This is a genomic window from Pedobacter sp. GR22-6 (assembly GCF_037402555.1).
In the GTDB taxonomy this organism is placed as follows: Bacteria; Bacteroidota; Bacteroidia; order Sphingobacteriales; family Sphingobacteriaceae; genus Pedobacter.
In genome coordinates, this window is the sequence record NZ_JBBEUC010000002.1 from 360,850 (window position 1) to 382,179 (window position 21,330).

At 46.7% G+C, this 21,330-nt stretch carries 15 protein-coding genes; 11 read left to right on the forward strand and 4 right to left on the reverse strand.

The features are described from left to right. The first annotated feature begins 17 nt into the window (after positions 1–17). The 6 genes from WAE59_RS09245 to WAE59_RS09270 are packed head-to-tail and all read left to right on the forward strand — an operon-like array spanning position 18 to position 10,611. Positions 18–3,104 carry a SusC/RagA family TonB-linked outer membrane protein gene (locus WAE59_RS09245; RefSeq protein WP_337855663.1) on the forward strand — a complete coding sequence of 1,029 codons (3,087 nt, stop codon included), beginning with the start codon at positions 18–20 and terminating at the stop codon, positions 3,102–3,104. Between the two features lie 8 nt (positions 3,105–3,112). After that, a complete protein-coding gene (locus WAE59_RS09250; protein WP_337855664.1) occupies positions 3,113–4,990 on the forward strand; it encodes a RagB/SusD family nutrient uptake outer membrane protein in 1,878 nt (625 codons plus the stop codon). After that, positions 4,991–6,175: an alginate lyase family protein gene (locus WAE59_RS09255; protein ID WP_337855665.1), complete on the forward strand. Its 1,185-nt coding sequence runs from the start codon at positions 4,991–4,993 to the stop codon at positions 6,173–6,175. A gap of 36 nt (positions 6,176–6,211) precedes the next feature. Beyond that, complete coding sequence (locus tag WAE59_RS09260) at positions 6,212–7,396, forward strand: glycoside hydrolase family 88 protein (RefSeq protein WP_337855666.1); 1,185 nt, start codon at positions 6,212–6,214, stop codon at positions 7,394–7,396. 7 nt (positions 7,397–7,403) lie between these two features. Then, on the forward strand, positions 7,404–8,852 hold the full coding sequence (locus tag WAE59_RS09265) for a glycoside hydrolase family 30 protein (protein WP_337855667.1): 1,449 nt from the start codon (positions 7,404–7,406) through the stop codon (positions 8,850–8,852). 4 nt (positions 8,853–8,856) lie between these two features. Further along, on the forward strand, positions 8,857–10,611 hold the full coding sequence (locus WAE59_RS09270) for a cellulase family glycosylhydrolase (protein ID WP_337855668.1): 1,755 nt from the start codon (positions 8,857–8,859) through the stop codon (positions 10,609–10,611). A gap of 86 nt (positions 10,612–10,697) precedes the next feature. Here WAE59_RS09270 and WAE59_RS09275 read toward each other — a convergent pair whose 3' ends face one another. Further along, positions 10,698–11,120 (reverse strand): hypothetical protein, encoded by a 423-nt coding sequence (locus WAE59_RS09275; RefSeq protein ID WP_337855669.1) that lies wholly within the window; start codon positions 11,118–11,120, stop codon positions 10,698–10,700. Positions 11,121–11,276: 156 nt separating this feature from the next. Between WAE59_RS09275 and WAE59_RS09280 the strand changes: the two genes are divergently transcribed. After that, positions 11,277–11,657: a hypothetical protein gene (locus WAE59_RS09280; protein ID WP_337855670.1), complete on the forward strand. Its 381-nt coding sequence runs from the start codon at positions 11,277–11,279 to the stop codon at positions 11,655–11,657. 66 nt (positions 11,658–11,723) lie between these two features. On the opposite strand, the gene WAE59_RS09285 is transcribed toward WAE59_RS09280, so the two are convergent. The 3 genes from WAE59_RS09285 to WAE59_RS09295 all read right to left on the reverse strand — a co-directional run bounded on the left by WAE59_RS09285 (position 11,724) and on the right by WAE59_RS09295 (position 14,848). Then, the gene (locus WAE59_RS09285) at positions 11,724–12,941 is read right to left on the reverse strand and encodes a thioredoxin family protein (protein ID WP_337855671.1); all 1,218 of its coding nucleotides are present in this window, start codon (positions 12,939–12,941) and stop codon (positions 11,724–11,726) included. Positions 12,942–13,110: 169 nt separating this feature from the next. Further along, complete coding sequence (locus tag WAE59_RS09290) at positions 13,111–13,812, reverse strand: hypothetical protein (RefSeq protein WP_337855672.1); 702 nt, start codon at positions 13,810–13,812, stop codon at positions 13,111–13,113. A 229-nt stretch (positions 13,813–14,041) separates the two neighbouring features. Further along, entirely contained in the window at positions 14,042–14,848 is an 807-nt protein-coding gene (locus WAE59_RS09295) for a GDSL-type esterase/lipase family protein (RefSeq protein WP_337855673.1), read from the reverse strand. A gap of 103 nt (positions 14,849–14,951) precedes the next feature. On the opposite strand from WAE59_RS09295, the gene WAE59_RS09300 reads away from it, so the two are divergent. The 4 genes from WAE59_RS09300 to WAE59_RS09315 all read left to right on the forward strand — a co-directional run bounded on the left by WAE59_RS09300 (position 14,952) and on the right by WAE59_RS09315 (position 21,330). Next, entirely contained in the window at positions 14,952–15,506 is a 555-nt protein-coding gene (locus WAE59_RS09300) for an RNA polymerase sigma factor (protein ID WP_337855674.1), read from the forward strand. A 101-nt stretch (positions 15,507–15,607) separates the two neighbouring features. After that, the gene (locus WAE59_RS09305) at positions 15,608–16,612 is read left to right on the forward strand and encodes a FecR family protein (protein ID WP_337855675.1); all 1,005 of its coding nucleotides are present in this window, start codon (positions 15,608–15,610) and stop codon (positions 16,610–16,612) included. Position 16,613: 1 nt separating this feature from the next. Further along, positions 16,614–19,892, forward strand: coding sequence for a SusC/RagA family TonB-linked outer membrane protein (locus WAE59_RS09310; protein WP_337855676.1), 3,279 nt, complete (start codon positions 16,614–16,616; stop codon positions 19,890–19,892). Between the two features lie 13 nt (positions 19,893–19,905). Further along, entirely contained in the window at positions 19,906–21,330 is a 1,425-nt protein-coding gene (locus WAE59_RS09315) for a RagB/SusD family nutrient uptake outer membrane protein (protein WP_337855677.1), read from the forward strand.

Sequence of the window (21,330 nt, forward strand, 5' to 3'; positions counted from 1 at the left end):
ATTCTAACCAAGTAAAAATGAAAAAAAGAGTTACTCTACTCATGATGTGCTTTCTTGCAACTTGCGCGCTGTCCTTTGCTCAGGACCGTAACGTAAAAGGTGTAGTGAGAGACAAATCAGGATCGCCTGTCCCTGGTGCATCCGTCCAGGTAAAAAATTCTAAAACAGGAACATCTACATCGGCTGAAGGTGCTTACAGCATTTCTGTGCCTGACAAGGCCATTCTGGTCTATTCAGCTTTAGGCTATGCCACGCAGGAAACAGCTGTGAATGGCCGGAACCAGATCGATATCAGTCTCCAGGAGGAATCGAAAGGACTTTCTGAAGTTGTGGTCATCGGTTACGGTACTATAAGCCGTAAAGATGCAACCGGAGCGATTTCCAGTGTAAAAGCGGCGCAACTGGAAAATGAAAATCCACAAAGCGTGGCCGACCTTTTGAAAGGAAACATTCCGGGATTAGGCATCAGCCTAAATACCAGTGCCAAAGGCGGAGGCGACATGTTAGTGAGGGGGAAATCGACCCTGACTGCAGGGACCGCGCCCCTAATTGTGCTTGACGGGATCATTTATAATGGTCAGCTGTCAGACATCAATCCGAACGATATAGAAACGGTAGATGTACTTAAAGACGCAAGTTCCCTCGCCGTCTATGGAGCGAAAGCGGCAACGGGTGTGGTGGCCATCACCACAAAGAAAGGACGTGGTGATCAGCCCAGCATTACGCTGAACACCAATATCGGACTGGTTGATCTTTCCAAAAACATGGAAGTTTACCAGGGACAGGGCTTCCTGGACTGGCGTGCCGACGTCATGAGAAGTGGCGCTGTTACGCCCCCTTATCTATATAATGATCCGCGTAACCTGCCTGAGGGAGTTAGCCTGACCCAATGGCTGAATAATCAAACCGGTGATCCGGTAGACCTTTGGCTAAACAGGCTGGGCCTTGTTGCCAATGAGAAAGCGAATTACCTTGCCGGGAAGACGGTCAATTGGTATGACGAGATTTTTAGGACCGGCCTGCGGCAGGACCATACGCTAAGCATGGGCGGCCGTAAAAATGAGATCAATTATTATATGTCCCTGGGTTACCAGAAAAACGAAAACCTGATAGAGGGCGGACAGTTCAGCACTGTAAGAGGTCGTCTGAACCTGGAGGGACAAGCGGCCAAATTTCTGACGCTGGGCATGAACGTGCAGTACGCAGACCGGGACGAGGCCAGGACCGGAGATGGTGCGCTCGAGGCGGACTGGAGCCAGCTGGTGAACCTTTCTCCTTATGGAGATATGTACAAGGCGGATGGTACGCTGAGGCGGATCCCAACAGATGATGAAGGATTGAATGCCAGAAACCCTTTCCTCAACATGACTTACAACCACCGCATGAACCGGCAGAATACGCTCTTCGCCAGCTTATTTGCAAAGGCGACTTTGCCCTTTGGTATCACATATCAGCTGAATTTTAGTCCGGGAATAGACATGTACCGTACCTTTCAGCACAATTCTTCCCTGAACCCCAATGTGACCATCCTCGGTGGATCGGTAACGCGGGCACAGGAGACTAGGTACAACTGGCAGGTAGATCATTTACTGAAATGGAACAGGACCTTTGCACAGATCCATAATTTTGATGTGACTTTACTGGCCAATGCCGAACGGTATTCTACCTGGTGGACACAGGCTGGAAATGAGGGTTTTATACCAAGCGACATCTTGGGCTACCACAACATCTCCAGCGGTATAAAGCCAAGTGTAAACAGTGAGGACAAGGTTTACACCGGTGATGCTCTGATGGCCCGGTTGAACTACAGCCTGATGCAGCGCTATAACCTCACCCTTTCTGTGCGTCGCGATGGCTACTCAGTATTTGGACTGAACTTCAAGAGCGCCACTTTTCCAGCTGTTGCAGCTGCCTGGATCGTTACCGAAGAAGAATTTGTAAAACCACTCAAATGGCTGAATTATGGTAAACTACGTTTCTCCTATGGTATCAACGGCAACCGAGACCTGCGTAACCCGGATAATGGAACCGTGGAGCCTTATGCAGCCCTGGCTACATTGGCCGCAGCGAAGTACCAGACAGTAAACGGAAGCGGCACAGCGGCAGAAGTCAATACCGTTGCCCTGGGGGGACGTATGGCCAACCAGAACCTGAAATGGGAAGAAACAGCAGCATTCAACGCCGGACTCGATTTCGCGGTGCTGAACAACAGGTTGAGCGGCTCGATCGATGTTTTTGCTAAAAAGACCAGGGATTTATTGGTGAAACAATCGCTGTCTTCTGTAACCGGATACAATCATGTGTTTTCTAACCTGGCCCAGATCAACAACAAGGGCATGGAAATCAGCCTGACCTCCAAAAACATCACTGCAGGAAAAGTGACCTGGAATTCCAATTTTAATTTTTCATTTAACAGGAACGAGATCAAGGCCTTGGCCTTACCTACTAACGATCCTGCAAATGGATGGTTCATCGGAAAGGACATCGATGTGATCTGGGATTATAAAATCCTCGGGGTATGGCAGGAAAACGAAATGGAAGAGGCGGCAAAGTATACCAAGGCCAGTATCAAAGCGGGAGATTTTAAGCTACAGGATGTAGACGGAGATTATGTATATACCGATCAGGATAAACAATTTCTGGGCTACAAAACACCCAGGTTCTTCTTTGCCCTACGCAATGAATTCAACCTCTTTAAACATTTTGACGTATCCTTTCAGCTGCTTTCCAGTTGGGGACAAAAGAAGGAATACAATCAGGCTAAAAACCAACCGGGCAGTGTCGGCTTTTCAAGGATGAGCTCCTACGTTCAGCCTTATTGGACACCTTCCAATCCGATCAACGATTACGCAAGGTTGAATTCAGGAACCAGCGGAACCAGCTTCAGTGTTTTCCGAGATAACTCATTTATCCGGTTAAATACAGTGGCTGTCGCTTACACGCTTCCGCAGCATATCATCGCGAAGATTGGTGCGAAAGGCCTGAAGGTCTACGCAAATGTGAACAATGCTGCGGTATATGCCCGCGAATGGGTGTACTGGGATCCGGAAAATAACGGTCCTACACCAAGATATTATACCCTAGGCCTTAATGTTTCTTTATAAGATAAGTTATGAATAAGCTCAATACAAAAATCGCTGTTCTATTTGCTGCAGCAGCATTGCTGGCAGCAAACGGATGTAAAAAAAGTTTTCTGGATTCAGATTTGTTGTCCGCGTATAGCCCTTCCAGCTTAAATAACCTGGAGGCCATGAAAGCGGCTTTAAACGGCATTGGTGCCAATGTACGCCGGGAGTTCTTTGGCGACTCGGCGCCTATGCTGACCGAATCCATCTTCTCTGATGTTGCCGTTGAAGGCACTACCGATAAAAGTACGCCTGCACAGGATCTGGTCAGCCGGATTACCCCGGATGCCAACCTGAATGGCGATGACTTCAATAAAATTGGCTGGTACTGGGACAATGAATTCCTGGGGGTCCGCTATGCCAATACGATCATCAGCAATATTGATGTGCCGAAATATGCTTCCGAAGCTGACCGTAATGCGGTGCTAGGCTCAGCGTATTTCTACCGCGCCTACTATTATTACCGCCTGACGCACCAGTTTGGTGATGTGCCACTTTTGCTGAAGGACCTGGATGCACCGCGTTCTGATTTCTACTCCACCAAAAGAGCGGTCATCCTGGAAAAGATGAAAAGTGATCTGGAGTTTGCCCAGACCTGGGTGAACGACAATGTGAACCGGGGAGAAGTGACCAAGGGGGCGGTCAGCCATTTGCTGACCAAAGTAAACCTGGCCTTAGGAAAGTTTGATGATGCCATTGCTTCCTCAAGCAATGTGCTCAATGGCGCCAAATACGGATTGATGACTGCCCGTTTTGGAAGTACAGCAAGTGACGCAAGCAAGAATGTAGTCTGGGACCTGCACCGCATGGACAACAAAGCGATCCCCGGAAACCGGGAGTCTTTGTTTCTCGTAATAGACCGGGAGACCCTGCAGGGCGCAACGAGTCTGGGTTCGCAATTGATGCGGAATACTGTTCCTGCCTGGCATTTTGCAAATGTAAAAACACCTTCAGGCGCAACCGCCCTGACGGATAATGCTGCTGCGGAAATTCCGTTGACCCGAATGTACGGACGTGGGATCGGAAGGTACAGAGGAACGCCTTACAGCACGAAATACATTTGGACCGACAATACCGATTACCGGCATGCAAAAGGTATGTGGATGGACATGACCGATCTGGTCTACAATAATCCAGCATTAAAAAACTCTTCAAATGCGGCAGACAAGGCTTTGTATGGTCAGCCTCTCGTGCCTTATGATGCAAGTAATGTGGCACAGCGTTTTCAGAATGGTGCCTTGGATACCATCCGTCACTGGTTCGGCTGGCCGCACTATAAAGTCTTCATCAATTCTACAAATGCTTTGGCTACAGATCCGAACTGGAACCCACCACGCGGTACGAATACCGACTGGTATGTATTCCGTGTAGCGGAAACCTATCTCCTCAGGGCAGAAGCGTATTATTGGAAAGGAGAACTGGCGCTTGCTATGCAGGATCTGAATGCGGTACGCTCCCGTGCCAATGCACAGCCATTGACAGATGCGAGCAAGATTACCATAGGGACCATCTTGGATGAACGTGCCCGTGAGCTATTCTGGGAAGAACCCCGCAAGACCGAACTGACCCGTATCGCTTACATCTTTGCGCAAACAGGAAAGACGGCTTACAATGGAAAAAGCTACACCCTGGCCAATTTCTCGGAGAATAATTTTTTCTATGACCGCATTATGGAGAAGAATGATTTTTACAAAAACAACGTGCCCACATTGCAGGGAGTGAATTTCAGGATCGCTGCCTACCACGTTTTGTGGCCGATCCCGGTTGCCGCACAGCGCTTCAATACTGGCGGTGTGATCAATCAGAACAAAGGATACAGTGGCTTTGAAAAAAACGTACCCGCACTGGATAAACTTCCCGAATAGATGAAGAAGTATGTTTTATTAGCAATACTATTCTTTCTGAACATGCTGACCACAAAGGGTCAGCATGTTTTGACGCGTCAGAGCCCTGTAGTTTTGAAAGCTGCTACAGCCCTGCTCAAAACGCAGGTGATGAAGGAAGCTGCCTGGGCCATGACGGAGCAGCCTGTTACCGTAACTGCAAGTTCATCGCCCCGGAGTGCCGGAGGTATCCATGATTTTTTCTCCGAAGCCGACTACTTCTGGCCAGATCCCAAACATCCTGACGGGGCTTACATCGAGCGTGACGGATTGACCAATCCTGATAATTTTGTAGCACACCGGAAAGCAATGATCCGTTTCAGTAAAATCATGGGCGCATTGGCTTCTGCTTACCAGTTGACGGCTGATGAAAAATATGTACAGCATGCCCTGCTGCATTTAAAAGCCTGGTTTTTGGACCCAAAAACGCTGATGAACCCGAACCTGCTGTATGCCCAGGCCGTAAAGGGTAAACATACCGGGCGAAACTATGGCATCATAGACACCATTCACCTGATGGAAGTAGCTCAGGCCGCCATGCTGATGGAAAAATCAAATGCTTTTTCTAAAGACACAGCAAGGGGCATCAAAGACTGGTTTGCCCAATACATTCAATGGTTAAACACCAGTAAGCCAGGCTTGCAGGAAAAAGGGATCCGCAACAATCATTCTACCTGCTGGGCGATGCAGGTAGCCTCCTTTGCAAAATTTTGCGGCGATGAGGCGATGCTGGACTCCATGCGAACCAGGTATAAAACGGTGCTCTTGCCGCTGCAGATGGCAGCTGATGGTAGTTTTCCGCTGGAACTGGCGCGTACCAAGCCTTACGGTTATTCCATTTTTAACCTGGATGCGATGGTGATGCTCTGTCAGATTTTATCCACCGAAAAGGATAACCTATGGTCCTTTGAAGCAGAAGGTGGGCAGTCAATTTCCAAAGGAATCCGGTACCTATGGCCTTTCGTAGCCGACAAGGGTAAATGGCCATTGAAACCTGATGTCATGTATTGGGACAACTGGCCTGTAGCCCAGCCTTTTTTGTTGTTCGGTGCGCAGGCATTCAATGACCTTGCCTGGTTTTCGACATGGAAAGGGCTGGAGCATGACCCCCAGGTAGAAGAGGTAATCAGAAACCTGCCTATCCGTCATCCATTAATCTGGCTTTAAATCAATCTGAACATGCACCTATAAACCAAACACCATATGAACACCAATCAAATGAAATCAATGCTGATTGTAGGCAGTTTCCTTGCGATGGGAAGCCTTAAGGCACAGAAAGTTAACGTAGCGCAGGCCTTTTCCGATGCGCAGGAACAAACGGAAATACTGCTGCAGGAAATTCAAAAAGATACCATGGCCGCAGCAAAAAAGCAGGTCTCACCGCGGACAGCAGAACATGGGAAACTCGTTATGGTCCGCTCGGGAGACTGGACCAGTGGCTTTTTCCCTGGTGAACTCTGGTACCTCTATGAACAGAGCAAATTGGCCAAATGGAAAGAGCTTGCCGAAATTTATACGCAAAAAATAAAAAAAGAGCAGTTCAATACAGGAACCCACGATTTGGGTTTCATGATGTACTGCAGCTTTGGTAATGCTTATCGGCTGACTGGCGATACAGCCTACCGGAATGTGATCGTGCAGTCGGCCAAATCCCTGGTTAAGCGCTTTAATCCTGTGGCTGGTGTGATCAAATCCTGGGACCATAACGGAACCAAATGGAAATATCCTGTGATCATCGACAACATGATGAACCTCGAACTGTTGTTTGAAGTAACCAGGCTGACCGGAGATTCCAGCTTTTATAAGATCGCTGTCAGTCATGCCGATCAAACACTTAAACATCACTTCAGACCAGATTTCAGTTCCTGGCACGTACTCGATTACGATGTGAAGACCGGTAAGGTCCTGCAAAGGCTAACCGCACAAGGTTACAGTGACGAGTCGGCATGGGCAAGGGGACAGGCATGGGCACTCTACGGATTCACCATGTGCTATAGGGAAACCCGTAACCCGGCCTATCTGAACCAGGCCAGGGGTATTGCCAATTTTATCCTCAAACACAAGGCGCGGCCCGCAGATGGTGTTCCTTACTGGGATTATGATGATCCAGCCATCCCAAATACCTCCAGAGATGCCTCTGCAGCTGCCATTACCGCTGCTGCACTTTATGAGTTGGATGGATACGATGCAACCAGGGGCTATCGGAAATCTGCAGATCAACTGCTGTATTCCCTTAACAAAAACTATAAGGCGAAAACAGGAACAAATAAAGGTTTCCTGCTGGAGCACAGCACCGGACACAGACCTGCTCATTCGGAAATTGATGTGCCCATCAATTATGCAGATTATTATTACCTGGAATCGCTTTTAAGAAGTCAAAAAAAATAGAATAACCATGCAACAACCTACTTACCCAGTCCAATTGTCCAAAGTGCTTTTGATGCTGGGACTCGCCTTTACAGCAGGCATGAGCCGTGCGCAAAATGCGACTGTTTTTACCACCGCAGCCAATACAGCGTTACGCCTGAGCAATTCCGGTAAATTGGTATTTAAAGAAATGAAGCAACCCCTGGAAACGCAAATCTGCATTTTCGTAGACCCTGAGCGGAAGTTTCAGTCTGTAACAGGGATTGGAGGAACCATTACCGATGCCACAGCAGAAACCTATGCTACCTTACCTGAAGCCAGCCGAAGGGAATTTCTGAAAGCCTATTACGATAAAGAAAGCGGCATCGGTTACTCCCTTGCCCGCACGACGATACACAGCAGCGATTTTTCAAGTGGCAGCTATACGTACATTCAGGAAAATGATGCAGCACTTAAAACATTCAGTGTGTCACATGACGAAAAGTACAGAATCCCACTGATCCGCCAGGCCATACAAGCAGCCGGTGGCAAGTTGCCGCTCTTTGTGAGCCCATGGAGCCCGCCAGCTTTTATGAAAGACAATAAGAACATGTTGAAGGGCGGTAAGCTGCTCCCGGACTATCGGGCAGCCTGGGCTAAATATTATGTGAAATTCATTCAGACTTACGAAAAGATGGGCATTCCTATCTGGGGGCTTACTGTTCAGAATGAACCCATGGCTACCCAACGCTGGGAGTCCTGTATCTTCACAGCAGAGGAAGAGCGGGATTTCATTAAGATGCATCTCGGCCCTACCTTACAAAAGAATGGCCTCTCAGATAAAAGGCTGATTGCCTGGGACCATAATCGCGACCAGGTTTACCAAAGGGCAAGCACGATTCTTAAGGATCCTGAAGCCGCAAAATATGTATGGGGTATCGGTTACCATTGGTACGAGACATGGACTGGCAGCGATATGCTTTTTGACAATGTCAAACTGGTTCATGAGGCATTCCCGGATAAGCAATTGATGCTGACCGAGGGCTGTGTGGAAAAATTCAACCTTGATAGTGTTTCCCGCTGGGACCTCGGCGAGCGTTACGGCTATTCACTGATCAATGATTTTAATAGTGGTGTGACCGCCTGGACAGACTGGAACATGCTGCTGGACGATAGGGGCGGTCCCAATCATGTGGGCAACTTTTGTTTTGCCCCCCTGCATGCCGACAGCAAAACCGGAAAACTGATTTACACCAATTCCTATTATTACCTCGGACATTTTTCTAAATTCGTACGTCCGGGAGCCTTTCGTGTGGCCAGTTCATCCAACCGGGACAAGCTGCTGACTACCGCTTTTCTGAATACAGACGGAAATGTGGCAGTGGTCGTCATGAACAGAAGCGCGGACAAAATTCCTTATTACCTGTGGATGGCAGGTAAAGCTGCAGAGGTACAGAGTCTGCCACATTCAATTTCTACTTTTATCATTCAACCATAAAAACATGATTTTAAACCTATCTAAAATAGCCTGCATCACATTTATGCTTGCACAAATTTGGACCAGTCCAACGAAAGCACAAGGCTTCCTGAGGGCCGATGGCCATAATATCCTGAATGAGAAGAATGAAAACGTATTGCTTAGGGGCATCGGCCTCGGGGGTTGGATGCTACAGGAAGGCTACATGCTGAAATTCGGAAAAGAAGGACAGCAGTACCGCATCCGTGAAAGGATTGCTGAAATTGTAGGTAAAACGCAGAGCGATAATTTTTACAAAGCCTGGCTAGCCAATCATACACGAAAGGCTGATATTGATTCGCTGAAAGCCTGGGGCTTCAATTCCGTCAGACTCCCCATGCATTTCAACTTGTATACGCTGCCTGTAGATCAGGAACCGGCTGCGGGACAGCAGACCTGGCTGGAGGAAGGCTTCGCCATGACAGACAGCTTGCTGAACTGGTGCAAGGCTAACCAGATGTACCTGATCCTGGACCTGCATGCTGCACCGGGTGGGCAAGGAAACGACCTGAACATCTCTGACCGTGATCCTTCCAAGCCTTCGTTATGGGAGAGCGAGGCCAACCAGCAAAAGACCATTGCCCTTTGGAAAAAATTGGCAGAACGCTATGCCACTGAACCCTGGATTGGCGCATATGATATCCTGAATGAACCCAATTGGGGCTTTCAGGATCCGGCCGGCGATAAAAATGGAACCAAAGAAAAAGGCAATGGCCCTTTGAAGAAACTGATGCAGGAAATTACTGCAGCGATCAGGGAAGTGGATCAGAAACACATCGTAATTATAGAAGGGAATGGCTGGGGCAACAATTACAACGGTATTCTGCCGCCATGGGATAAAAATATGGTGTTGAGTTTTCATAAATACTGGAGTTACAATGATCCGTCCTCCGCCGATCATATCCTGAAAATGCGTGAACAGTACAATATCCCTGTCTGGATTGGGGAGACCGGTGAAAATTCTAACGTTTGGTTTACGGAAGCCATTAGGTTATTTGAAAAGCATAACATTGGCTGGGCCTGGTGGCCGCTAAAAAAGATCGGGATCAATAACCCAATGGAAATCAAATCCAACCCTGGTTACGACGCGCTTTTGCGCTATACCGCCGGAAGAGGGGACAAGCCCTCTGCGGAACAGACCTATGCCGGATTGATGAAACTGGCTGAAGACCTTAAAGTGGAAAATACAGTCATTCATAGAGACGTGATCGATGCCATGATGCGCCAGCCCCGCTCGGCAGAAAGTAAGCCTTTTAAAAAACATATGCTTGGCAAAAGTTTGCTGGTTAAGGCGGTAGATTATGATCTGGGCAGGAATGGCCTGGCTTATTTCGATAAAGATACCGCAGATTACCATGTGTCTACAGGTAAACACACACCAGGTAACAAAGGGGGAGCGTACAGGAATGATGGGGTAGATATTGAATGGTCGGGAGACGGTTATGTGGTGAGCAATACCGAATCCGGAGAGTGGTTGCAATATACGATCGATGTTGCAGCAAGCGGTAACTATGTGTTAACATTGGATGTTGCGGCTAAAGAGCGCATTGGAGAACTGGGCTTTAGCATTGATGGAACCCTGATCGCGAAAGGGCTGAAGATTCCTGATACAGGAGGTTTTGGGAATTTCCAGACGATAAAAACCAATGGTTTTAAGTTGCAAAAAGGTAAGCATCAGGTAAGAATATTGATTGATGCGGGTGGTTTTAACTTGAGGCAATTGCAGTTCGTTAAAAATTAAATTAGTATTGGTTCGACGGAAGCCAGTTTCGCCGAACCAATACCCTATAGTGTCAGTACAGTATTGAACCTTCAGTCGGTTAAGCGCTATTTGTTTTTCGATTTTGGTTTGACGGATACACCTGATTCGTTAATCGCCCTTGATGCCGGATTGTATAGTGGGTTTTCGCCGGTATTACCGGGTGCACTATAAAGCGGGTTAACCGCAATGGCATTGGGATCACCTGTCTTGTTGCTCTTTAGTACTTCAACCCTTCTCCTTTCTGCGATAGTTTTAGTACTGTCTGCGGGCTTGCTGTCAGGCGCAATTATCCTGCCTGTGGCAGCATAGGAGGCAGCGGCTGCCCCTGATCCGCCCTTGAGTGCACCTAAGGAAGATACAGTTTGCGCAGGATCCACTGCCTGGTTTTTAATTTGCGCAGGCGCTTGATCTTGTTTTTGAGCTGGAGATTGGGCGATAGCGGCTGCACTGATCAGTGACAGGATAAAAGCTGGTAGTATTGATTTCATGATCTTGATTTTTAAGTAATATTTTCTGGTTATTTACTTGATATCAATCAAGATTGGATTTTGTTACCCCTTGGCAGAGGAAATTTTTACTTAATTCCGCGCAAAAAAATCTCAGGCCGTGTGTAGCATTTTTCAAGCCCACCTCGTTTTATCGGTATGAAAAAACTATATACAATTTTAATATTGAACAGCTTATTGGTGTTCAGTTTAGCTTGTCGAAAGGACAGGATGAGTTCAGGAGAGTTGTATGGAAAGTGGCAGCTCAGGGAAGTTTATCAGGATCCAGGTGATGGCAGTGGAAAATATGAACTTGCTAAGGGTGATGCAAAGTACCTGACCTTCACGAGGGAAGGTGTGGTCAGCGGCGATGCCATACCCAGCTATGTCAGGTTTAAGATTTTAGACGGGCAGCGGGTTGCATTGTATATAGATGACAAAACGAAACCGATAGAAGTAGGATATAAAGTTGACTCACACCGGCTTACCCTGACACCTCCCTGCATTGAAGGTTGCGGCTTCAAATTCATTAGATTATAAATAGAAAAAAACTGGGATAAAACCTGGAACGACTGCGGAAGTCTACCTGATCACTCTGGGTGGCGCTCATTTGAGCCTTTCCAGCAAGGCCTTTGTATTGGGGTTCGGAATGAGTACATATGCACGTTCCGCCCAGTACAGAGCGTCCCGCCTCGCAGGATCATTTTTATCTAAAAGCTCAGCACAAGCTTCGGCCAACTGGTAAAGCAGGCTGGCCAGTTGGCCGGAGTATTGGTGGAGTGCCAATTTCTTTTCAGCTTCCATGGCCTCCCTGTCCGCGCTATCCTTTGGAGCAGTTGCGAAGGCAACTTTCACTTTTTCGAATAAGATGCGGTCCTGAGCTGCGGCAAAGGCCGTATCCACAGCCATCGACTGCTGCGCCATGCGGTAGGCTAGCTTTTTTAAGCCAGTCAGATCTCTAAAGGTTTTGTAATGGAACAGTGCAAGCTGGTCGTAAGAACGCTGCTGCTGTTCACTCAATAATGGCAATATTTTATCTGCTGATATTTTGGACTGCTGGGCAAGTTTCGCATCTCCAGCTTTCGCCGCATTGCCCCAGACAAAATAAAGCGTATTCCCGAAAAAATCCGCCGCGGCCTGTCCGCCCTTGGGCGGCTGCAAAAGGCCTAAATGATTCGTGATCAAGGGAATTGCCGAAGACCAGGTGCGGCCACTATGTTGAATCAGGAACTGGATATTTTCTGCAGTGACTTGTTTATTCTTACCAAACGCAGAGACGAAAGCATCCATTACCTCCCTGTTATCCAGTTGGGCTTTTTTCAGGCTTATGAGATAGGTCGATAGGAATTCAGTATTTCGTTCACCTTTGTCGAAACGGCTTTTCAATAGGGCAAGGCTATCTGCTACGGAGCCGCTGCCCAGGGCGATTTTACCAATCGTGATAAATTGTTCTGCGGGCAGGTAATCTGTACTGCGGCTGCGCAGGGTTTCGTCGGCATTGAGGAAAAGCCAGGTCGGGTAAGCTTTGACCTGATAGCGGGTAGCCAGTTGGGGACCTTCGTTTTTCTCTGCATTTAGACGATAAGTAATGAAATTATCGTTGTAAAATTTTGCCACTTCAGGAAGGACAAATACTTCTTTTTCCATCTTCTTGCAAGGGATACACCAATCCGTATAGACGTCGACGAAGATCGGTTTGCCGCTTTCTTTAGATGCAGCGAGAAGTTCCTTCCAACCGCCCTGGAAAAAACGAATGCCGGAATCCTGTGCTTTAAGTGAAGAGGTATTGGCAAGGAACAAAAAGAATATGACCAGTTGTCTCATGGGATGATATTTGGTTTACAAATTCGAATTTAAGAGAAATTTCAATTCGAATGCAATTGAAATTCTGCAATCCCTTTTATTACTATCACTCAGTTTCGGTTGCTTAGCCCAATTCAAATCGGATTTACGCATTTGGAGGCCGCTATTAAAAGCAACCAATCTCCGGGGATTACAATGTTGTAAATTGATAGCATTCCGATAAAGATTCAAAGCCTTGGCTGTCAATGGTCTTAATTCTCCAGTAATAGGTTTGACCAGATTTGAGTTCGTTCAATAAGATATTCCTTTCAGTGAGTTGCCTTTGATAAAGGAGAGGGGTTGCATCGGTGCCAAAAAAGAGATCGTAACTTTTAATGTCCTCATCCACATCCATTCCCTCCCAACATAAATTAATTGCCTCATTGGTGATCTGGGCTCCATCTGCTGGACTTTGCAATTGCGCAGGAAAAGGTGAATGGTATGTGGAATTAAGGCCTGAGTTATAGAATCTGTAAGTGTAGCTTTCAGTTTGCTTAGCTGAACCCGCTGATTTGGATACCACGAACCAAGTATATGAATCGTTAATAGTCAAATCAACGCTTAGGGAAGTTTGATCTGTTGCAGTATGCATGATATTGCCGTTATAGGAAGATTGGATTTTCAATTCATAATAATCCGTCCCCGGGGATGGTGTCCAGCGGAAATTCACCCTGGATTTGCCATTCAGGGCTTGTGGATTTGGGTGAACAGAATTGTGCTCTGGATAAAGTAAGGTGACTTGTCCTGGTATGGCTGTACTGGTCGCTTCAGGTTTTACTGACTGGTCATTCTTTTTGCAAGCTGCTAAGGAGGCTAGCAGTGCTATAATGAAATATTTTGATGTATTTGTCATTTCCGATTGGTTTGCATTTGTTGGAGGATACGCCAAATCTAAGGCTGCAAACGGACTCAAAAAAATGAAAATAGACCAGGCTTAAGCATAATTAGACCAAGCCTGTTTGACCCCGGCTTTGTCTATTAAATCCCGGCATTCATCTATTTTTAGTAACCTGAGGATGCTGTTCAAATTATAGATTTAAGCAGAGTGGTTAGTGACAGCGGATGTCTTTATTACCTTAGTTTTAATTGCCCTGACGAATCACCTTTGCAATCGCTTTGGCCCATAATATCCCAAGGGCTTCGGCCCCCTTATCATTCGGATGAAGATAGAACCTGCCGTTTGGGCCGGTTTCAGTCTTCATATCAGTCAGATGGTTTTTCTTGAAATAGCCGTAGCCGCTCCTGTCACCAAAGAAAACACGTTCGGGATGTGTTTTCTTGTATGCTTTTACCAATGATAAGATTTGGGGAAGGTAGCTCTGCAGCCGTTCCCGACCTTCTACCAGGTAACTCGAACTATTGCGGGTGCTGTCGCTATACCAAAGTGGCCCCTGGAAAACAATTCTGGAATCTGGATAACGCAGCAATAGACTGTCGCCGATTGCCTTCAGGTTGGCGCGGTAATTTTCTTTGGAAACCGGGGAACCATTTGGGCCTTTTATGGCGCTGTCGTTGGTGCCCAGCATGATGCTGAATACCAGGGAGCCAGGTTTGTTGCTGAAACTGTCGGCCGCTTTCAGCACATCAGGAAATGCCTTTTTTGTCGCAGGCAGGAAATCAACGGTCGTAAAGCCACTCCGTCCCTGATTGTTGAACTGTACGTTTTTCCAGCCTAAGGCCGTCATGAGGTAACTGGCAGCCGCTGTAGGCGGACGGTTATTTTCTCCGATCCCGTTTGCCTGGGTGATGCTGTCTCCGATGAAGACAATATTCAACTGGCCTTTTTCCGAACGGGCAAAAGCACAGCAAAGGACAAAAATAATAGACAGGCTAAGGAAAGAAATGGTATTTGTAGTCATGGTGCAGACAAGATACGAATCTATCATCATATTGTCATGGTTTTGTAATTAGGGGGCTCCATGAACCGATAGCTGAATCCAAAATCCTATCATTGCGCATTATTTGTAATAATTCTAAATAACTGATTTGGTCTTGAAAAGTCCTGTCTTGATATCTACTGAACTTTGGCGCAGGATAGGCGAAGGGGATGCGCATGCTATGAAAACCCTCTACCAGGAAAGCTACCAGCATTTGTATGTCTATGGATTTCGCATGCTCGCTGATCAGGATAAGGTGAAGGACTGTCTTCAGGAGCTGTTCTGTGAACTCTGGATAAACCGCAATCAAAATACACAGGTGCTTAATGTAATAGCCTACCTCAAAATTTGTGTACGCAATAAGCTGCTGAAGGTGATTGCGGCCGATAAAAATACCATATTGCTTGATGCCGATCTGGAGAACCCAGATTTAATGACGCATTCTTATGAGCAGCTGCTGATTGAGAGTCAGCATTCCCTTCTGCAAAAACAAAGGCTGCACCATGCCCTGGATTCCCTGACCAATAGCCAGCGGGAGATCATCCGGATGAAGTTTTTTGAAGAACTGAGTTACCAGGAAATTTCTTTGCTGCTGGACATCACCCTGAGGACTGTTTACAATCACCTGCATGCTGCCCTGGTCATTTTGAGGAACAATTTCAAGCGGTAATTCATAGCGATAAAAAATATTTCATTTTTTTCTGGTAAAAATCGCTGAGTGGTTACTCATTAGGATAATGATCATTAGAATTCATTCCTAAAACCGAGTTGATGAACTACAATTTATACCAAGCTGAAGATTTTGCCGCAGATGAGCGCTTTGTGGCCTATTTTCTACAGACAGATGAGGAAGCGGTAGCTTTTTGGTCCAGATGGATCAGTGAGCATCCGGAAAAGCTGGATGAGGTACTCAATGCCGAGCAATTGCTCAGTTCCCTTTACCTCAGGCTGGACGAAGAACAGTATGAGCAGGCATTTGCCGGGTTTGAAAGTTTTTTGGAAGCCAATCCATCTCCCCAAAGTTTGGTAGTTGCGGAAAGAAGATCCGGGAGTTTGAAGTCATGGATCGGTATGGCTGCTGCAGCAGTCCTGATCCTGGTGGGGGGACTCCTTTTTTATCAGCAAAGGCAGGCAGAGGCAGTCTTGCTGACCCGGCATAGTGGCTATGGTCAGTTGACTATGATAACCCTTGCCGATGGTTCCAGGGTATCCCTGAACAGCAACAGTACCTTAACCTATCCGAAGGCTTTCGATGGCGAGCAACGAGAGCTGAAGCTGACAGGGGAAGCCTATTTTGAGGTGAGTAAGGACAAGTTGCATCCCTTTATTGTGCATGCCAACGGACTGAAAACTACAGTTCATGGGACCAGTTTCAACGTGGAGGCTTTCGACAAGGCGCCGGTCAGTGTATCCCTGGTGGAAGGAAGGGTAGCGGTACAGGCGTTTTCAGAGGGCGCTGAATGGAAACTTAAACCATCCCAGCGTGCGGTTTTTGATCCAATTAGTAAGAAAATAAAAGTGGACACTTTCGATGTGGCTGCGGTATGCTCCTGGAAGGATGGCTTGCTGCTGTTCAAAAATGCCTCATTTGAAACCATCGCTCAGAAAATCAGGAACCTGTACGGCGTAGAATTGGTCAATAAGACCAAAGATCAGCACTGGAACTATACAGGACGGTTCAGGAAAACCGACTACCTGAGTATTGTGCAGAGCATCTGCTTTGCGAAACGAATTAACTATACCCAAGACAACAAAACGATCACATTTATTCAATAACATGACAAAAAGCTACAACAGCTGTGTTTACCTTTTACTACTTTTCCTGTTGATGACGGGAACTGCCGGTTATAGCCAAACCTTTAGTCCGGAACGTGCAATGGTGAAGGTTGACGCCACCAATTTAAGTATCAGGGCAATTATAAAAGATATAGAAAAACAGACCGGCTATGTGTTCAATTACGATGAAAATGAAGTAGACCTGAACCAGAAAATCTCGATCCGGCTCCGTGCTTCTCTGAGACAAACTTTGTTGGCCATCTCCGGCAATAGCGATCTGGGATTTCAGATTACAGGCAATACCATAGCTATCCGTAAAGCTTTGCTACGGGAAAAACAAAGCAGCCGGATGATCTCCGGACTCCTGACGGAAGCCCGCACGGGATTGCCTATTCCTGGTGTGAACATCTATAAAAAAGGAACTGTACAGGGCGCTGTAACCAATGTAGAGGGAGAGTTTACCTTTAAACTCAACGGTGCCGATCTGGAGAATATATTGCTGGAATTTAAATACATCGGCATGAAGACCCGTACGGAGCGGGTAGGCAACCAATCTTTCTTCCGCATTGCACTGGAGGATGATGTGATGGGGATGGATGAGGTGGTGGTCACGAGTTCCTATACGAAGGAAAAGAGACGCGAGGAGGTTGTAGGAAGTATCGCGCAGCTGAACCCCGGACAGCTACAGGTACAGCGGCCGATTGAAAGTTTCGATAAGATGCTGGAAGGCTTGGTTGCCGGTGTATATGTAGAAACGAACACAGAACTCAACACTCCGGTGAAAATTAACATCCGTGGCCAGGGCTCATTGCCTCAATTTGGAACCTCGCGAACCACTTCTTCGCAGCCGCTATTTGTGATTGACGGGATTCCATCCTATGAGCAACAGCGTGGCACGGAATCGAGTGTATTCAATGGGGAGGACTATCAGAATCCACTGGCCAATATCAATCCAGACGATATCAGCAGCGTTTCAATACTTAAAGATGCGACGGCCTCTGCTTTGTATGGAGCAAATGCAGCTAATGGTGTAATCATCATCACCACGAAAAAAGGACAGTCCGGAAAAACTTCGGTGAATGTAAACTACGACACTGGCGTTTCCAGTTTCATCAATGAATTCAAATGGTTGAGCGGCCCCCAGTATTATAGTTTGCTCCGGGAAACTTATGTGAACGGGGGCATGTCTGTAGCGGCAGCTTCATTGGCGGCTGGAAGCCCCACGATCAATACCGATTGGTTTGACCTGACTAACAGAAATGCAGTATACCACAATGCAGGTATGAATGTATCTGGTGGAAGCGGACCTACCAATTTTAGGTTCTCCGCCGGCTACCGGAATCAACAGTCGAGCTCCCTTGGAAATGACCTGAGCAAGGTTTATATGCGTTTGAATCTGAACCATGAATTCTCCGATAAATTTAAAGTAGGGTTCAATATTTCCCCAACTTTGAGCCGGAGCAATGCTTTGTCCGTGTTCGGTAGCGTAACCCTTCCGCCAAATTTATCCCCCTATAATGCTGATGGCACTTATGCTGATCTTCAGGGGGTACCCAATCCATTGGCTGTGCTCAATCAAAATGAAAATAGCAATAAGGGGCTTCAGGTGATGGCCAACGCAAATGCCAGTTACCGAGTCAACAACGAGATCACCATCTCCGGGACTCTAGGTGCAGATGCTTACCAGAACAAGCAAACCAAATACCTGTCGGCCCAAAACGCCACTGGCAGGAATCTGAACGGAAGTCTGGCCATTTACGACAGGAACTACATCGGATACATTGGATTTTTGCAGGGAGCGTACGATAAAACTTTTGGTTCACATACTATAAATTTCCTGATTGGTACACAGGTAGAAGACAAGGATACGGAATTGTTGAGGGGAAATGGTACAGGTTTCACGTTTGAGCGATTACGTACATTGAGTGCTGCAAGCAACATGGGAAGTGCTTCGGCCAAGAGTTCCGATGCCACCGTTTCTTATTATAGTCAGTTGAGCTATGACCTGAACAAAAAGTACTTCGCGAATTTTAATGCGAGGATAGATAAGTCGTCTATGTTTGGTGGCGATAAGCAATTGGCATCTAACGGCTCTGCCGGATTGGCCTGGCTGCTTAGTAAAGAGGATTTTCTGAAAGACAGTAAGGTGATCAATATGCTGAAACTGCGTGCAACCTATGGCTCTACAGGCAATTCCAGGATCGGAAGTTATGCTGCCAGGGGACTGTATACCTTTGGGACTGCCAGCGGGAGCACCTATAATGGCAATGTGATCTCTACACCGGAATCTTCTGCTGCGCCTAACCCTGAACTGGGTTGGGAGCGAAACAACAAACTCAATTTTGCGGTGGATATAAGCCTTTTCAATAAAGTGAACCTTACGGCAGAGTATTACCGCAATACGATCCATGACCTGATTTCCTCGGTATATGTACCACTGGAAAGTGGATTTAACACCATCTCGGCCAACACGGGAAAAATGCGGAATACAGGATTTGAATTGAGCATCAACGCGCCATTGATGGACAAAAGAAATTTCGGATGGAATTTGTCTTATAACCTGGGCTGGAACAAAAACAGAATGATCGAATTTAATAATGGCTATGCTGGTTTGTATTCTGTGAATACGCTGGCTTCGGGAATTGTGATCGGGGAGAGTGCATCTGCTATCTATGGTTATCACTGGGCAGGTGTGAATCCGGAGAGCGGTGCGTCACAGTACAGTTATGGTGGTAATCTGCTGAGTGGTGCAGAGATCAACAGAATGCCATTGGTAAATACTACGGTCATTGGCGACCGTCTTCCTGATTTTCAGGGAGGTTTGATCAACCAGTTCCGGATTTATGGATTTGATTTCTCTTTCAATATCCTGTACAGTTATGGTGCGAGTCAGCTGCTTGGTTATGCCAATGAGTCGGATGGACTGAACCTGCAGCACCGGAACCAAAGTGTGAATTTACTGGACCGCTGGCAGCGTCCAAATGATGTGACAAATATCCCAAGGCTCCTGATCACCAACACTTCTGCAGTGCGCAATTCTACAAGGTACCTTTACGACCTCAGTTATCTGAAGCTGTCGAATGTTTCCCTGAATTACCGCCTGCCGGTGCAGTTGACAAAAGCCCTGCGCTTATCCAATACCAGTGTTTTTGCAAATGCCACTAATCTCTTTTATGTATACAAGGATGCAGGAACCAAGGGCAGGAACGGTGTGGCAGAAAATCGTTTTGTTTATCCCGAGACGATGAGCCTGACCGCAGGTGTGAGAATAGGATTTTAAAAAAAAGAACGAAATGAAAAATTATCTATATATACTGTTTCCGGTTTTATTGGTTTTAAGTGCTTGCGAAAAGCTACTGAATAAAGAACCTACTGACCAGTTGTCTATTGAGGAGCTGTTTAGTGACATGCCGGGTTCCAAAAGCGCGCTGGCAGGTGCTTATAAAGGATTGATGTCGTCCGAATATTACGGAATGAAGATGATGATTTACCCTGATCTGATGGCTGGAAATCTGAAGTTTAGCAAAACTACCAATACGCGCCTGGACGATGTCTACCAGTTTAACTGTATACCTGATGAATCGGCTATGAACGATACTTACCGGGACCTGTACAGTCAGCTCAATAATGTGAACAACATCATTTATTATGTGCCTTCGGCTTCAGGTACAGATGCTGAACGGACCAAACTCATTGCGGAAGCCAAATGCATCCGTGCCTTGCTGCATTTTGATCTGCTTCGCATATTTACCAGAACAAATGCGACAGATGTATTGAACCAGGGGATGGGCATTGCGCTAAACCTGAAACCCCAATTGTACGCAGACCCTTCTCCGGTGCGTGCCACGCTCGGAGAGAGCTATTCTGCCATTGTAAAAGACCTTACAGAGGCGATATCCGTATTTGACGATGCCAATGCAGGCATCCTGCCTTCAGGAAACAAACAGAACTATTTTACGAAAAGCTCAGCCAAGGCCTTATTGGCCAAGGTTTATCTGTATCAACAAAATTGGGATGCTGCGTTCAGTACAGCTGATGAACTCATCAAAAACGGCGGTTATTCGCTAACCGCCAATGCGAATTATGTAGCAAGTTGGGCAACGAAAACACCAGCTACGGAATCTATTTTCGAATTGCCTTTTGAACAGATTGTCAGTGGCACAACATTGTCCTCGTACTATAGTCTGAATGACAATACTTACCGCATGTATGCGGTGAGCAATGATCTTCTAGGCTTATATTCCAGTACTGATGTGAGGGGCTCTGCGACCATGTTTAATTTATTGACAACCAGTACTTACAGGTTCACAAAGAAATACGCAGATGGTGGTACACTACAAATGCCAATTAAAGTCCTGCGCCTGTCTGAATTGTACCTGATACGTGCAGAAGCAGCGCTGGAAAAAGCAATTCCTGATTTTGTTCAGGCCAATGCAGACCTGAGTGCCATCGCGCGAAGGGCTAACCCCGCGCTTGCGTTGAGTAACATCACTGATAAAGCGCAACTGATAGATGCCATCCTGCTGGAGCGCAGAAAGGAACTGGCTTTTGAAGGCAATCTGCTCTTCGACCTTGTGCGCAGAAAAAAAGGAATCAGCCGGACGGATGGAACAGCAACTACCATGAGCCTTGATGCAGACGATCACCGCATGATCATGCCAATTCCTAAAGCAACAACGGACGTAAACATTCACATGATTCAGAACTTAGGATACTAA

What these genes read in the sequence shown, in the direction of transcription:
- WAE59_RS09245 (WP_337855663.1), top strand. Translation starts at nt 18, where the DNA reads ATGAAAAAAAGAGTTACTCTACTCATGATGTGCTTTCTTGCAACTTGC.
- WAE59_RS09250 (WP_337855664.1), top strand. Translation starts at nt 3,113, where the DNA reads ATGAATAAGCTCAATACAAAAATCGCTGTTCTATTTGCTGCAGCAGCA.
- WAE59_RS09255 (WP_337855665.1), top strand. Translation starts at nt 4,991, where the DNA reads ATGAAGAAGTATGTTTTATTAGCAATACTATTCTTTCTGAACATGCTG.
- WAE59_RS09260 (WP_337855666.1), top strand. Translation starts at nt 6,212, where the DNA reads ATGAACACCAATCAAATGAAATCAATGCTGATTGTAGGCAGTTTCCTT.
- WAE59_RS09265 (WP_337855667.1), top strand. Translation starts at nt 7,404, where the DNA reads ATGCAACAACCTACTTACCCAGTCCAATTGTCCAAAGTGCTTTTGATG.
- WAE59_RS09270 (WP_337855668.1), top strand. Translation starts at nt 8,857, where the DNA reads ATGATTTTAAACCTATCTAAAATAGCCTGCATCACATTTATGCTTGCA.
- WAE59_RS09275 (WP_337855669.1), bottom strand. Translation starts at nt 11,120, where the DNA reads ATGAAATCAATACTACCAGCTTTTATCCTGTCACTGATCAGTGCAGCC.
- WAE59_RS09280 (WP_337855670.1), top strand. Translation starts at nt 11,277, where the DNA reads ATGAAAAAACTATATACAATTTTAATATTGAACAGCTTATTGGTGTTC.
- WAE59_RS09285 (WP_337855671.1), bottom strand. Translation starts at nt 12,941, where the DNA reads ATGAGACAACTGGTCATATTCTTTTTGTTCCTTGCCAATACCTCTTCA.
- WAE59_RS09290 (WP_337855672.1), bottom strand. Translation starts at nt 13,812, where the DNA reads ATGACAAATACATCAAAATATTTCATTATAGCACTGCTAGCCTCCTTA.
- WAE59_RS09295 (WP_337855673.1), bottom strand. Translation starts at nt 14,848, where the DNA reads ATGATGATAGATTCGTATCTTGTCTGCACCATGACTACAAATACCATT.
- WAE59_RS09305 (WP_337855675.1), top strand. Translation starts at nt 15,608, where the DNA reads ATGAACTACAATTTATACCAAGCTGAAGATTTTGCCGCAGATGAGCGC.
- WAE59_RS09310 (WP_337855676.1), top strand. Translation starts at nt 16,614, where the DNA reads ATGACAAAAAGCTACAACAGCTGTGTTTACCTTTTACTACTTTTCCTG.
- WAE59_RS09315 (WP_337855677.1), top strand. Translation starts at nt 19,906, where the DNA reads ATGAAAAATTATCTATATATACTGTTTCCGGTTTTATTGGTTTTAAGT.